The organism is Listeria ivanovii subsp. londoniensis (assembly GCF_000763495.1).
GTDB classification, from domain to species: domain Bacteria; phylum Bacillota; class Bacilli; order Lactobacillales; family Listeriaceae; genus Listeria; species Listeria londoniensis.
On record NZ_CP009576.1, the window covers coordinates 816,876 to 829,675 of the forward strand.

Sequence of the window (12,800 nt, forward strand, 5' to 3'; positions counted from 1 at the left end):
TGGATTGGATGTGGCAGGATGAGTTCAGAACTAGAAAAGATGATTGCAGGAGAAATGTACGATCCAAGCGACAGAGAGCTTGTACACGGTAGAAGTCGTGCGCGGAAGTTCTGTCGGGAAATAAATGATACGATGGATGCTGATTCCCGTCAAAGCGTGCTGAAACGTCTATTTGGTGGTACAAAAGAGAACGTTTATGTGGAACCTGCTTTTCGAGTAGATTATGGTTCTAATATTTATGTTGGTGAAAATTTTTATGCTAATTTTGATTGTGTTATTTTAGATGTTTGCGAGGTACATATTGGTGAAAATTGCATGATGGCGCCTGGTGTTCATATTTACACGGCTACACATCCACTTGATCCAGTTGAACGAAATAGCGGTCAGGAATTAGGAAAACCAGTCGTGATTGGTGATAATGTTTGGATTGGTGGACGTGCGATTATCAATCCTGGTGTAACGCTTGGGAATAATGTAGTAGTTGCCTCTGGCGCAGTTGTAACGAAAAGTTTCCCGGATAATGTTGTTTTAGCGGGAAATCCAGCGCGAGTAATTAAAACTATTGAGGTTAAGGATAAATGATTATTTCAGATGCAAAGATTTTTGAACAAATGGAAAGTGAGTTAGCAAAAGCAAGAGCGGCAACGACAAAGGCGAGTCAAGATAAGCATTTGCATGGTTTGATGTTACTTGTCCAACTTGCGAAAACTGGTGATGAAACAGGTTTGGAAGTGGGACCAAGTGCAATTCCAAAATCAGAACCTGCGCAAATCGTCAACATGGACGGAAAGAAAATCGAGTTAGAAGATGGAGCAAATGGAGATTCATTGCTTGATTTTTAGGGGGCTATTATGAAAAAAACAATTATTACTGGAGCCATTTTTGCTGGGCTAGCAGTTCTACTTGGAGCTTTCGGAGCACATGCTTTAAAAGAAATGCTTGGAAGTTATGCAAGTACTTGGGAAACCGGTGTTCAGTATCAAATGTTTCACGCAGTTGGAATTTTAATCGTCGGCTTACTAATGGAAAAACAAACTAGTAGACTATATACGTGGGCAGTGATTTTATTTTCGGTTGGAATTGTGTTTTTTTCCGGAAGTTTATATGTCTTAAGTATTTCAAAAGTGGCTGTGTTAGGTGCCATTACGCCAATCGGAGGAGTTTGTTTTGTCGCCGGATGGTTCTTGCTGATTATGGGCGTATCGAGAAGGTCGACAAAGTTTTATTAGGCAAAAATTAACTTTAAGATAATCGTCTTTGTGCTGTTATTCGAGCATAAAGACGATTATTTTTTATTATTGGCAAATAAGTGCTAAAATAGAGGAATCATATTTGATAAGGGAGACAGCAATTACATGACATATGCACTTGAAATAACAGGATTACGAAAAATATATTCGACTGGGGTGGAAGCTCTTCGTGGGGTGGATTTGACTGTGGAAGAAGGGGATTTTTATGCACTTCTAGGTCCTAATGGTGCTGGGAAATCGACTACAATCGGCATTATCACCTCGTTAGTCAATAAAACATCTGGAAAAGTAAAAGTATTTGGTTATGACCTGGATACAGATATTGTCCGCGCGAAACAGCAAATTGGTCTTGTGCCACAAGAATTCAATTTTAATCCATTTGAAACGGTTCAACAAATTGTCGTTAACCAAGCGGGCTATTATGGTGTTTCCCGTAAAGAAGCGTTTAAACGTAGCGAAAAATATTTAAAACAATCGAATTTATGGGAAAAGCGTCATGAACGGGCTAGAATGCTTTCAGGAGGAATGAAAAGACGCCTGATGATTGCGCGCGCATTGATGCATGAACCGCGGTTGCTGATTTTAGATGAACCGACTGCTGGGGTGGATATTGAGCTTAGACGCGAAATGTGGACGTTTTTAAGGGAGCTAAATGAGAGCGGCACAACGATTATTTTAACTACACACTACTTAGAGGAAGCGGAAATGCTTTGCCGAAATATCGGAATTATTCAATCAGGAGAGTTGATTGAAAACACGAGCATGAAATCATTACTTGCGAAATTACAATTTGAGACATTTATTTTTGATTTAGAGCCATATGATCAAGCATTCGAAATTTCTGGATATCAGTATGTTTTTGAAGATAAACAAACCTTATCTGTTGAAGTTGAACGTAATCAAGGCGTGAATCACATCTTTGAACAATTGAGTGCTCATGGTATTAAAGTGCTTTCTATGCGTAATAAGTCCAATCGATTGGAAGAACTATTTTTGAAAATTACCGATGAAAAACATCAAGTGGGGGAAAAACATGTTTAATCTATATTTTACAGCTTTAAAAAGTTTAGCAGCGAAAGAAACGAATCGTTATATGCGGATTTGGGTACAAACATTAGTACCACCAGTTATTACGACCTCTCTTTATTTCATTATCTTTGGGAAAATGATTGGAAGTCGTATTGGGGATATGGGTGGTTTTTCTTATATGGAGTATATCGTACCCGGACTAATTATGATGTCTGTTATTACGAGCTCTTATGCCAATGTATCTTCTTCTTTTTTCTCGCAAAAATTCCAGAAAAATATTGAAGAGATTCTGGTTGCGCCAGTGCCAACTCATATTATTATTTGGGGTTTTCTTATCGGTGGGATTGGTCGAAGTATTTTAGTAGGTTCTCTGGTTACTATTATTTCTTTATTTTTTGTGCCACTTCATGTTTATTCGTGGTCTATCGGGATTATCACCTTTTTGATGACTGCGATTGTATTCTCGCTTGCAGGCCTTCTCAATGGGATTTTCGCTAAGTCTTATGATGATGTCTCTATTGTTCCAACATTTGTTTTACAGCCATTAACATACCTTGGTGGTGTGTTCTACGCTATCTCGATGCTTCCGCCAATTTGGCAAGCCGTTTCGAAAGTAAATCCGATTGTTTATATGATTTCTGGTTTCCGGTACGGTTTCCTTGGTGTGACCGATGTACCAATTATGGTCTCGATGTTGGTTCTAGTGCTATTTATCGTCGTACTTTATGCGATTTGTTGGTACTTAATTAGTAAGGGCAGAGGCTTAAGAAGCTAATCCGAGGAAAGCTTATCCATTTCTGTTTCATTTTAGTTAAATTCGTCATCTAATTTTAATACAAAAAAAGGGTTTGCGCTGATAGATACGGGTATTATATAGACATAAGCAATGACAATACCATTACTTTTTCTCCCTTTTTTGTATGGATTGTCTTTACTTACCTTAAACTCCCTTTTATACTTTTAGTGGTTGTTTCACTGCTGCTAGGGGTATTTTTTTGTGAATTTTTCATGTATTAATGGTTTTCCTATCAATAATATAGAGTAAATTTCATTATAAAAGAGTCGAAAGTAATGCGACTAAAGATTCGTTTTGGTAAATAAAATAGAAATGTGTCTATTTTATGAATCTTTTTGTTATGACCTTGTATAATGAGGTGGCTGCGTATATTCTTAGAGGAACAACAAATTTTTTATATACATAGGAGGAAACATGGGATTTTTAGAAGCTTATAAGTCATTTTGGAAGAATTATGTCAATTTTAGTGGTCGTGCATCTCGTTCGGCGTATTGGTATGTAGTACTTTGGAATGCAATTATTATTGGGATTCTTTACATTTTAGCAATTATTTTTGGTATTTCCGCATTGATGGAAGGTAGTATGGGCGGCACTGGTATGGTTGGCGGTGGTGGCGCACTATTTATTTTAATTATTTTGTGGCTGTATCTACTTGCGGTTTTAATTCCAACAATCAGCATTACTGTTCGGCGTTTACATGATTCAGGGAAAAGTGGTTTTTTTGCATTTCTTGACTTAATTCCATTTGTTGGGGGAATTATTATTTTAGTATTTATGTGCCTTGAAAGTGACGGACCAAACCAATATGGTGATGATAATAGTCAATTTGATATTTAAATAGAAAACGAGCTAGGAATTTGATCCTAGCTCGTTTTTTTAATGGATTCCTTCGCTTACGAGAAACCAATTAACTTGGCTTGTATTAATAAAATAAGTTAAGTCATATTTTGTTAATTCAATACATTTTTCGTTAAATAGGTTTTTTAAGTCAGCTTTTGATAATTCGTGGATGCTGATGTTGTTGATTTTTGCGTCGTCATCAAGACGAATCGATTCTCCGTTTGCGGTATAAATTTCGATATACATCGTACCATCCTCTCTGAATTACATTTGTTTATAGTTTTCCTTAAAAATACCGAGTTGATTAAGCGTCACAACAAGTTGCTGGCTGAAAAGTGGTAATGCTTGGATTTGGTCTAAATCATTCGCATATGCAAAGTCAGCTACTTGCATGACAAGTGTGTGGAAAGATTCAGTCATTGTTTCGTTTTGCTGCTTTAAATAAGAGTTCTCTTGTTCAAGCTCTTGGTATTTTGTTTGTAAATCTTGATATTTACGGTCGAGTTCTTCTTTTTGCACAGCAAGAGATGAAAGCGAATAAATGCTTTTCAGCAAGTCATAGACATTATTTTCTTCGCCTTGGTTTTCGCCTAAAAGTTGCACATTGCTCTTAACGCCGGATAATAAATCTACCAAGTTTTTTTCGCGTGTTTTGTCATAATTGATTTGTTCTTTGATAGATGTTGGTGGTTTATATTCCGAAGAAACAACTTTTCCGAAAATATTTGTTTTTTCTTTTTGGCTGCTTTTTTGCGTTTTTCTTTTTCTACCCGGCTTATTTTTGGGAATATCTTCTACTTGAATCAATTCTTTTTTTAGTTTGTAGTAGGTATTTTGTAGCTGGCTCGGTGTTTTTGGAAAGATCCGCAAATCGTTTAAACTTAGCATTTCAGAGATATCAAGTACTTTCATATCTTCCAAAATAGCAATTTGGTAACAGGCGGAAAGTAGTTCTAATTCAATTTTTAACCAACTAATGTTGGAGTGCATATATTTCTCGATTCCACCATGTTCTTCAACGGCTTGATAAAAATCAGTGAGTAAATGGAAGATTTCTTCGGATGTTTGTTCGTCAATACCAGACTCTGACGCCATTTTTTTAATGTCGGTAGTAGATGAATTCCCCGGATTATCTACTTGTTTTTTTATTTCTTGAAGTAATTTTCTTATTTCTGATTTAGGCATACAATCACATACCTCTCTATCCTATAGTATTATTGATTTTCTGTTTATTTTTATAATAACAATATATGTTAGTTGTGTAAAGGGAACGCAAATGGGTCAAAAGGAGTGGGTATGAAGAACCTTTTTTTGTGTTAAATAAAAAAATATTAATCAAATAATGAGAAGCTTTCCTTTGATACAGCTATTACTATGGCTGTTTTTTTAATTTTTACCAACTTTTCATTTTTTAAAAAAAGTATAGATTTTTTTTAGATTTGGTGTAAAATTTTATATTGCAGTTACAAAAAATACTTTATTGATATATATTTTGAAAAAATGATTTATTTTTGTAATCTGATGAAGGGAGTGAAAGGTGAATTTACCTTACTTGAATGGAATATTTTTTATCACTTTTTAAAATTGTTGCACTATTAGCTGTGCTTGCAGGTATTTCTTACTTTTTAGTAAAGAAAAACAAACAAGCGGCTCGAACTAGAAAAAGCGAAAATGACCTTATAAAGTTGGAAGATACGCTTCTCATCTCTCATCAGTTACGCGCAGTTCTTTTAGAAGTGGACGGAGAGAAAGTGCTGACGATTATTTCAAATAATGATATTAGAACGGTGTCACTAAAAGGAAATAATGTCCAAGATGAGTCACTTTTCCGAGAATTACTTTTGAAAGAGGAGACGAAAGAAAATGCGTAAAATAGCTTCTAAACGAGTATTTCAAGTATCCTTTGTTGCTATTTTTGTATTTTCTTTGATTTTCTTTTGGCCAGGTACGAGTGTTCATGCTGAAAGTTGGCTGGACTCGCTGGGTGTAAATGGAACAGATGGGGTTAATTCTAGTGTTGCCCTATTTGTTTTAGTGACAGTGCTCTCTTTGTCTGCTTCGATTGTATTAATGTTCACACATTTTACGTATTGTATTATCGTTCTTGGATTAACGAGACAGGGGCTTGGAGCGACGAATTTGCCACCTAATCAGGTACTTGTTGGTCTTGCACTTTTCCTATCTTTGTTTATGATGCAACCTTTGATTACGGCATGGTATGACGATGTGTATAAACCATCACAAACAGAAGAATGGAGTGCATCGAAAGTTTGGGATGAAACAAAACCGCTCCTGACAAAGTATGTGGCTGAAAATACATATAAGCATGATATCAACATGATGTTAAAAGCAGAAGGAGAAAAACCGGTAACAAAAAAAGAAGATGCACCGCTTATGGCGCTTATGCCGGCTTTTATTTTGACACAGATTACCCAAGGATTTTTAACTGGAATGTTTATTTACTTGGCGTTTATTTTTATAGATTTGATCGTTAGTACTTTACTTATGTATCTGGGTATGATGATGGTTCCACCGATGACGATTAGTTTGCCATTTAAGATTCTAGTCTTTATTTTCATTGGTGGATATGGGTTAATTACCAACATGATCTTTCAAACAATCAACTTTTAAGGGAGTAGCAAAATGAACTTAACGCCGATTACACAAATTTTTCAAGATTTTTTCTATAGTGGGCTGGCGCTTATTTTGCCGGTGTCGCTTATTTGTATCGTAGTGGTGATTGTGGTAGCGATTTTGATGGCAATGATGCAAATTCAAGACCAATCGCTGACGTTTTTACCGAAGATTATTGCTTTTGTAGTGGCGCTCTTTATTCTTGGACCGTGGATGTTTGAACACATGACGGATTTGTTTGTAGGAATCTTTTCCAAATTACCCCTGATGATTAGGGTGTAAACATGGAGTTTGAATTTTTTCTTGCTGTAGTAATTGTTTTTTGCCGTATTGCTAGTTTTTTATTCTTCTTTCCGCTGTTAAAAGGGCGTCATATTCCGAACAGTGTCAAAGTGATATTCGGAATGGCGATTTCGATTCCAGTGGCAACGGTAGTCGATGTTTCTGGGATTACGACATTGCCTGATTTGCTTTTACGAGTAACGTCAGAAGTCGTGTTTGGTCTCGCACTTGCAAAATTAGTGGAAATTATTGCCGTCATTCCTAAAATGGCTGGTTTTATGATTGATTATGATTTAGGATTTTCACAGGTAAACTTAATAGACCCTTCGTACGGGACACAAAATTCGATTACAGCAGCGATTTTAGATACGTTTTTTGTAGTTATTTTTCTATCTTTGCAGGGACTTGATTACTTGATTTTTTACTTAATGAAATCGTTTGAATTTACTGCTTCGGTTTCGATTTTATTTGAAAAAGGTTTTATTGATTTATTTCTCGGGACGCTTGGTTTTGCGCTTGCCTCGGCTGTGTCGATTGCGCTTCCGATTATGGGCAGTATTTTTATCGTCAATATTATTCTCGCTTTTATTTCCAAGAGTGCGCCGCAAATTAATATTTTTATGAATGCATTTATTATAAAAATTACCTTTGGGATTTTCATATTAGCGTGCGCGGTTCCTATCTTGAGTACAGTTTTTAAAAATTTGACAGATGAGATGATTCAGCAATATGTGTCGTTTTTTGATTATTTACTGAAAAAATAGGGAGGAAATGAAGCTTGGCGAAAGATAATAAAACGGAAAAAGCAACGCCGCGCCGCATTAAGAAAGCTAGAAACGAAGGTAATGTGGCGAAAAGTAAAGAACTTAATAATGCTTTTTCATTGCTGATTGTAGCAGGACTTCTTTATTTCTTTGGCGAGATGTTTATTAAAAACACCATCCAAGGTTTTGTTGCTCTTTTGAAACAGCCACCAAATCTTGCTAGTATTGAAAGCTATAGTTTATTTTACATAATGGAGTTTGGCAAAGTACTTCTTCCTGTCATGATAATGGTAGTGATTTTTGGCTTAATGAATTACGGGGTGCAAGTCGGGATTTTATTCTCAGCAAAGGCGGTAAAACCACAATTTAAACGCTTAAATCCAGCAAATTATTTTAAACGGGTTTTTAGTGTTAAAGGTATTGTGGAAGTCGTGAAGGCGTTGTTGTTGATCACGCTTCTGTCATATGTTGCGTATATCGGTTTCCGGGATCACCTCCAAACGCTAATTAGTTACACCGGGCAAAATTGGCTTTATTCGCTCAAACAAATTTTTTCTTTATTTAAAAATGAATTTTTAGCATTATTTTTAGTTATTGCGGTAATTGGCTTGCTCGACTTTTTTTACCAGCGATACGATTATAAAAAAGGGCTACGGATGTCAAAGCAAGAAATTAAAGACGAAATGAAAGATTCTGAGGGACGCCCGGAAGTGAAACAGCGCCAAAGAAGTATTGCCAGAGGACTTTTGCAAGGTTCGATTACGAAGAAAATGGCGGATGCGACGTTTGTTGTTAATAACCCGACGCATATATCTGTTGTCATGCGTTATGACAAAGCGAAAGATCATGCACCAAAACTTCTTGCAAAAGGAGAAGATGAATTAGCGCTTTTTATTCGCCAAGTGGCAGAAACAGACGAAGTACCGATGATTACGAACAGACAGCTGGCTCGGAGTATTTATTACACGACGAATCCAGATGAATACATACAAGAAGATTTATATAAAGATGTGATTGAAGTAATGAAAGAATTGATGGACGCAGACAAAATCCAGTTCTAACAACATATGAGCGACCTTTCTAAAATTAGAAAAGGCGGGTTTCAAAATGGGGAGTTTAGGGGCAATAAAAAAATATTTTGCTATCTTGATTGCAGTTTCATTTGTCATTGCGCTGATTGTGCCGCTACCTCCATTTGTGTTGGATTTAGTGTTGGTAACGATACTAGCATTTTCAGTGTTAGTATACATGCGTGCGACTTCGATTAAAGATTGGAATGAATTAAAGTCATTTCCATCTTTGCTACTGTTAATGGGAATTTTTCGAGTTTCGATTAATATTTCAACAACACGGGCGATTTTAACTACAGGAGACCCGGGACAAGTGATTAAGCAATTCGGGAACTTTGTTATTGGTAGTAATTTTGTTGTCGGGATTGTTATCTTTATCATTTTAATTGTCTTTCAATTTATCGTAGCAAATGGTTCCTCGCGAACGGCGGAAGTAGCTGCAAGGTTTACATTAGACGCATTGCCTGGGAAACAAATGGCGATTGACGCGGACTTGAATCAGCGGCTGATTACTGAACCAGAAGCGAAAGAAAAACGGGCTTACTTGAATATGGAGACGGAATTTTACGGTGCGATGGACGGGGCTGGGAAATTTGTTAAGGGTGATGTTCTCTTTACGGTTCTGTTGGCAGTCGTTAATATCGTTTTTGGCTTAATTGTCGGAATGGTCCAAGGTGGCCTTTCGTTCGGGGAGGCGGCGGTTAAGTATACCGAGCTTACAATTGGTGATGGGATTGTTAGTCAGATTGGCTCGCTACTCATGGCGATGTCAGCTGGTGTCATCGTTACCCGGGTATTTGATGGCTCTGATGATAACGTTGCGGTTGGTATTTTTAAAGAACTGATGCAAAATTCCGTGGTTGTGTATACACTTGCTGGGATGTTTATTTTAATGGGCGTGTTTAGTCCACTGCCAGCGATTCCTTTTGTTGGGATTGGTGTTGTGCTTGGAGTGATTGGCTACCGGACGCAATTTAATATCAAGAAAAAAGAACAGCTAGATTTAGCGAAAGAAATGGAACTAATTCAGTCGGAAAACAATTCAGCAGAGGCAGAACATAACCAAGCCTTTGGTGCTGCACGCGAGAAATTTCCAGTTGTTGTGGAGTTAGGTCTTAATATTGCGGCATTAGTCAAACAAAAAATGAACGGCGAAACTGCCAAAGACAAAGTGGTGTTAATGCGTAAATCAATCCTACAAGACTTAGGAATCGGCGTTCCGGGGATTAACTTCAAAGATAACACCAGTTTTCAACCACGTGGCAAATATGAAATTAAAGTTAAAGGTGTTGCTGTTGCAAGTGGCGTTTTGAAAGCGGGGCATTTACTAGCGCTTAAAACACCGGGAGTGATGATTGATCTTGATGCTGAACCAACCAAGGACCCGATTTTTGGGGAAGATGGTTACTGGATTTTGCCAGGTGAATTAGAAGATGCGCAAATGAAAAATTATCAGGTGCTTGAACCATTGAGTATTTTAATCACCCATTTGGATGTTGTCTTACGGAAAAACTTACACGAACTTTTGATGCGACAACAAATTAAAGACTTAATTGATAGCTTGGCAGACGAAAATCAAATTTTAATTGATGAAATTAAGAAAAAAGAAATAGATTACTCACTGATTCAAGGTGTGTTAAGACAATTGCTTAAAGAAGGGATTTCAGTCCGCGATTTGCCAACGATTGTCGAAGGTATTATTGACGGGCAAACGATTTATCCGAATGATCTGGACGGAATTACTGCTTTTGTCAGAGAACGGATTTCGAAAGTCATCTGTGAGCAGGCGAAAAATCAAGATGGAAAAATATACGCTTTGCTATTACAGGATTCTATCGAAATGGATACCGAAATTGTTAACACGCCATACTATGGATATGCACTGAACTGGGCGCTGGATAAGGAATTGCCGATTATTCAAAAGGTGCGCGACACAGTGAATAAAGCACAACTGACAGGGCGCGAACCAGTCATTTTAACGAGGCGGAAAGATTTCCGTTTTGGCTTTGTACGTGTTTTAGAACGGTACCAATTAGACGTGCCAGTTCTAGCCATTAGTGAACTCTCGCCAGAAACAGAAGTGGAACAAATTGCGCTTATTGAACCAACTTGATGAAGGAGGTAATCCGTAGAAATGGGAAAACATTTAGTCGAAAAGATGGAAATTTTTAAAGCGAATTCTAAGCGGGAAATTCATAAAAAGATTCGCTTAGTAACGAATGAACCTTATAGGATTACGGATGAACGGGTCACAAAACTTGGTATGTTTAAGAAGCAATATGAAGTGACAGCGGTCATTATGAGTGAAGTAGCAATCGCGGATGGACGAATGGATTTTCAAGAAACATTTGCAAAATCAGTAGTGAAAAATCGTCCGAAAACAGATGATTTACTCAAAAAGGAAAAATTATTAGAAATGCTGGCTTCAGGAGCAGAACTTGCGACTTCAACGCCGCTTTTGGAAGAACGGAAAACACAGGAAGAAGAACTTTCAGCAATGCGACAAGAATTAGCAGCATTAAACCGCGAACTGGCTGTGAAGATGCGCGAAGAACGTGAACAAAATAGTGATTTCGTGAAATTTTTAAAGAGTCGGGGCATAAGCGATACGTATGTTGCAGATTTTATGCAAGCGGGAAGAAAGCAGTTCAAACAAGTGGAATCAGCCCATTTAGATGATATTACGGATTGGTTTGTACCGTATTTATCGGGCAAATTGGCGCTTGAAGACATGTTTGATTTAAGCAACCACCGGATTATTTCTTTAATTGGACAAACTGGGGTTGGGAAAACAACTACGCTCGTAAAACTAGGTTGGCAACTTTTGAAACAAAATCGGACAGTTGGTTTTATTACAACAGATACTTTCAGATCAGGGGCGGTAGAGCAGTTCCAAGGTTATGCGGATAAACTTGATGTGGAACTCATTGTTGCGACAAGCCCAGCCGAACTAGAAGAAGCAGTACAATACATGACGTATGTAAGTGGTGTAGATCATATTTTGATTGACACTGTGGGGAGAAATTATTTAGCAGAGGAATCGGTAAATGAAATCGCGGCCTATACAAATGTGGTTCATCCTGACTTAACTTGCTTTACTTTTTCATCAGGTATGAAAAGTGCCGATGTGATGTCGATTTTACCGAAGTTAGCGGAAATTCCGATGGATGGTTTTATTATTACCAAAATGGATGAAACAACGAGAATTGGTGATTTATACACGGTGATGCAGGAAACGAACTTACCGGTGTTATATATGACAGATGGGCAAAACATTACGGAGAACATTTTTAGACCAAAAAGTCGTTGGTTAGCGGAGCGGTTTGTTGGCGCAGATAGGAGGCAGGTGTTGGAATGAAAGGTTTATACATTGGTGCAGCTGGGATGATGAACTATATGCAACATATTCAAGTCCATTCAAATAATGTGGCAAATGCACAAACGCCTGGTTTTAAATTCGACCAGTTAACAAGTGAAGTTATTTCAAAAAACAAAGTCAATTATCAAAACAACCCAGTCGCTAAGCAAGTAGGAACGATTGATTACGGGGTTCGCCCTGCCGCAACACATATCAATTTAACAGCTGGGTCAAGCTATATTACTAACCGAGATCGAGATTTCTTCATGCAAGACGCAAACCCAGAACAAGGTAGTAATTTTTTCATCACTGCGAAAAATGGCGAGATTTCACTTTCTAGAGGTGGACAGTTCCACTCAGATCAATTCGGCTTTTTGCGAACAGCTGATGGAGCTAACCTTTTAAGTGCAACAGGAGAGGCGGTTCAAGTTGGTGTGAAAACATCTATCCGAGCTGAAGCAAATGGAGCTTTATACAATGCTGAAACAAATGCCTATCTCGGTCGCTTAGGAACAAGATTTGTATCCGCTGACCAAGTAGATAATTTAGCAAAAGATGGGGAAGGACGACTGCATGTAAACGGAACAAACACAATGAACTTACCAGCTGGACAAGGGATTATCCAAAACGGTGTACTCGAAACGTCTAATGTCGATTTAGGTGTAGAAATGGTGCAACTGATGGATAACCAGCGAATGGTGCAAGCTTCGAAAAATATTGTGAATATGTTTGATAAGGTTTATGACAAAGAATCGAGCGGATTAATTCGTCAGTAAC

The 12,800-nt window shown here is 37.6% G+C and carries 16 protein-coding genes; 14 read left to right on the forward strand and 2 right to left on the reverse strand.

What is annotated here, in order from left to right; translation table 11 throughout:
- Positions 1–18: 18 nt before the first annotated feature.
- The 6 genes from JL53_RS03965 (at position 19) to JL53_RS03990 (ending at position 3,912) form a co-directional block, all read left to right on the forward strand.
- On the forward strand, positions 19–582 hold the full coding sequence (locus JL53_RS03965) for a maltose acetyltransferase domain-containing protein (RefSeq protein ID WP_038406840.1): 564 nt from the start codon (positions 19–21) through the stop codon (positions 580–582).
- Positions 579–842 (forward strand): DUF5327 family protein, encoded by a 264-nt coding sequence (locus tag JL53_RS03970; protein WP_003718806.1) that lies wholly within the window; start codon positions 579–581, stop codon positions 840–842. Before JL53_RS03965 ends, JL53_RS03970 begins: the two co-directional genes overlap by 4 nt.
- Before the next feature lie 9 nt (positions 843–851).
- Positions 852–1,229, forward strand: coding sequence for a DUF423 domain-containing protein (locus JL53_RS03975; RefSeq protein WP_003718807.1), 378 nt, complete (start codon positions 852–854; stop codon positions 1,227–1,229).
- A 126-nt stretch (positions 1,230–1,355) separates the two neighbouring features.
- Positions 1,356–2,291: an ABC transporter ATP-binding protein gene (locus JL53_RS03980; protein ID WP_003718808.1), complete on the forward strand. Its 936-nt coding sequence runs from the start codon at positions 1,356–1,358 to the stop codon at positions 2,289–2,291.
- Complete coding sequence (locus JL53_RS03985) at positions 2,284–3,054, forward strand: ABC transporter permease (protein WP_038406841.1); 771 nt, start codon at positions 2,284–2,286, stop codon at positions 3,052–3,054. The genes JL53_RS03980 and JL53_RS03985 overlap by 8 nt, the downstream gene beginning before the upstream one ends.
- Before the next feature lie 435 nt (positions 3,055–3,489).
- A complete protein-coding gene (locus tag JL53_RS03990; protein WP_003718810.1) occupies positions 3,490–3,912 on the forward strand; it encodes a DUF805 domain-containing protein in 423 nt (140 codons plus the stop codon).
- 39 nt (positions 3,913–3,951) lie between these two features.
- On the opposite strand, the gene JL53_RS03995 is transcribed toward JL53_RS03990, so the two are convergent.
- Together JL53_RS03995 and JL53_RS04000 are read right to left on the reverse strand one after the other, a co-directional pair.
- The gene (locus JL53_RS03995) at positions 3,952–4,161 is read right to left on the reverse strand and encodes a lmo0673 family protein (protein ID WP_003718813.1); all 210 of its coding nucleotides are present in this window, start codon (positions 4,159–4,161) and stop codon (positions 3,952–3,954) included.
- A gap of 18 nt (positions 4,162–4,179) precedes the next feature.
- A complete protein-coding gene (locus JL53_RS04000; protein WP_038406842.1) occupies positions 4,180–5,100 on the reverse strand; it encodes a DNA-binding domain-containing protein in 921 nt (306 codons plus the stop codon).
- Between the two features lie 371 nt (positions 5,101–5,471).
- Between JL53_RS04000 and JL53_RS04005 the strand changes: the two genes are divergently transcribed.
- From JL53_RS04005 to JL53_RS04040, 8 genes are read left to right on the forward strand one after another with little or no spacing between them, the layout of a single operon-like run.
- The gene (locus tag JL53_RS04005) at positions 5,472–5,786 is read left to right on the forward strand and encodes a hypothetical protein (protein ID WP_003718814.1); all 315 of its coding nucleotides are present in this window, start codon (positions 5,472–5,474) and stop codon (positions 5,784–5,786) included.
- The gene (locus tag JL53_RS04010; RefSeq protein ID WP_003718815.1) at positions 5,779–6,546 is read left to right on the forward strand and encodes a flagellar type III secretion system pore protein FliP; all 768 of its coding nucleotides are present in this window, start codon (positions 5,779–5,781) and stop codon (positions 6,544–6,546) included. Before JL53_RS04005 ends, JL53_RS04010 begins: the two co-directional genes overlap by 8 nt.
- 12 nt (positions 6,547–6,558) lie before the next feature.
- The gene (locus tag JL53_RS04015; protein WP_003718817.1) at positions 6,559–6,831 is read left to right on the forward strand and encodes a flagellar biosynthetic protein FliQ; all 273 of its coding nucleotides are present in this window, start codon (positions 6,559–6,561) and stop codon (positions 6,829–6,831) included.
- Between the two features lie 2 nt (positions 6,832–6,833).
- A complete protein-coding gene (locus JL53_RS04020) occupies positions 6,834–7,595 on the forward strand; it encodes a flagellar biosynthetic protein FliR (RefSeq protein ID WP_003751384.1) in 762 nt (253 codons plus the stop codon).
- 14 nt (positions 7,596–7,609) lie between these two features.
- On the forward strand, positions 7,610–8,656 hold the full coding sequence (gene flhB, locus JL53_RS04025) for a flagellar type III secretion system protein FlhB (protein ID WP_038406843.1): 1,047 nt from the start codon (positions 7,610–7,612) through the stop codon (positions 8,654–8,656).
- A 46-nt stretch (positions 8,657–8,702) separates the two neighbouring features.
- Positions 8,703–10,778 (forward strand): flagellar biosynthesis protein FlhA, encoded by a 2,076-nt coding sequence (locus JL53_RS04030; RefSeq protein WP_038406844.1) that lies wholly within the window; start codon positions 8,703–8,705, stop codon positions 10,776–10,778.
- A gap of 21 nt (positions 10,779–10,799) precedes the next feature.
- Positions 10,800–12,023 (forward strand): flagellar biosynthesis GTPase FlhF, encoded by a 1,224-nt coding sequence (gene flhF / locus JL53_RS04035; RefSeq protein ID WP_003718822.1) that lies wholly within the window; start codon positions 10,800–10,802, stop codon positions 12,021–12,023.
- Positions 12,020–12,799 carry a flagellar basal-body rod protein FlgG gene (locus JL53_RS04040; protein WP_003718823.1) on the forward strand — a complete coding sequence of 260 codons (780 nt, stop codon included), beginning with the start codon at positions 12,020–12,022 and terminating at the stop codon, positions 12,797–12,799. The genes flhF and JL53_RS04040 overlap by 4 nt, the downstream gene beginning before the upstream one ends.
- Position 12,800: the final 1 nt, after the last annotated feature.

Excerpts from the sequence above, each read along its gene's own strand:
- JL53_RS03965 (WP_038406840.1), top strand. The coding sequence starts at position 19 with ATGAGTTCAGAACTAGAAAAGATGATTGCAGGAGAAATGTACGATCCA.
- JL53_RS03970 (WP_003718806.1), top strand. The coding sequence starts at position 579 with ATGATTATTTCAGATGCAAAGATTTTTGAACAAATGGAAAGTGAGTTA.
- JL53_RS03975 (WP_003718807.1), top strand. The coding sequence starts at position 852 with ATGAAAAAAACAATTATTACTGGAGCCATTTTTGCTGGGCTAGCAGTT.
- JL53_RS03980 (WP_003718808.1), top strand. The coding sequence starts at position 1,356 with ATGACATATGCACTTGAAATAACAGGATTACGAAAAATATATTCGACT.
- JL53_RS03985 (WP_038406841.1), top strand. The coding sequence starts at position 2,284 with ATGTTTAATCTATATTTTACAGCTTTAAAAAGTTTAGCAGCGAAAGAA.
- JL53_RS03990 (WP_003718810.1), top strand. The coding sequence starts at position 3,490 with ATGGGATTTTTAGAAGCTTATAAGTCATTTTGGAAGAATTATGTCAAT.
- JL53_RS03995 (WP_003718813.1), bottom strand. The coding sequence starts at position 4,161 with ATGTATATCGAAATTTATACCGCAAACGGAGAATCGATTCGTCTTGAT.
- JL53_RS04000 (WP_038406842.1), bottom strand. The coding sequence starts at position 5,100 with ATGCCTAAATCAGAAATAAGAAAATTACTTCAAGAAATAAAAAAACAA.
- JL53_RS04005 (WP_003718814.1), top strand. The coding sequence starts at position 5,472 with ATGGAATATTTTTTATCACTTTTTAAAATTGTTGCACTATTAGCTGTG.
- JL53_RS04010 (WP_003718815.1), top strand. The coding sequence starts at position 5,779 with ATGCGTAAAATAGCTTCTAAACGAGTATTTCAAGTATCCTTTGTTGCT.
- JL53_RS04015 (WP_003718817.1), top strand. The coding sequence starts at position 6,559 with ATGAACTTAACGCCGATTACACAAATTTTTCAAGATTTTTTCTATAGT.
- JL53_RS04020 (WP_003751384.1), top strand. The coding sequence starts at position 6,834 with ATGGAGTTTGAATTTTTTCTTGCTGTAGTAATTGTTTTTTGCCGTATT.
- JL53_RS04030 (WP_038406844.1), top strand. The coding sequence starts at position 8,703 with ATGGGGAGTTTAGGGGCAATAAAAAAATATTTTGCTATCTTGATTGCA.
- flhF (WP_003718822.1), top strand. The coding sequence starts at position 10,800 with ATGGGAAAACATTTAGTCGAAAAGATGGAAATTTTTAAAGCGAATTCT.
- JL53_RS04040 (WP_003718823.1), top strand. The coding sequence starts at position 12,020 with ATGAAAGGTTTATACATTGGTGCAGCTGGGATGATGAACTATATGCAA.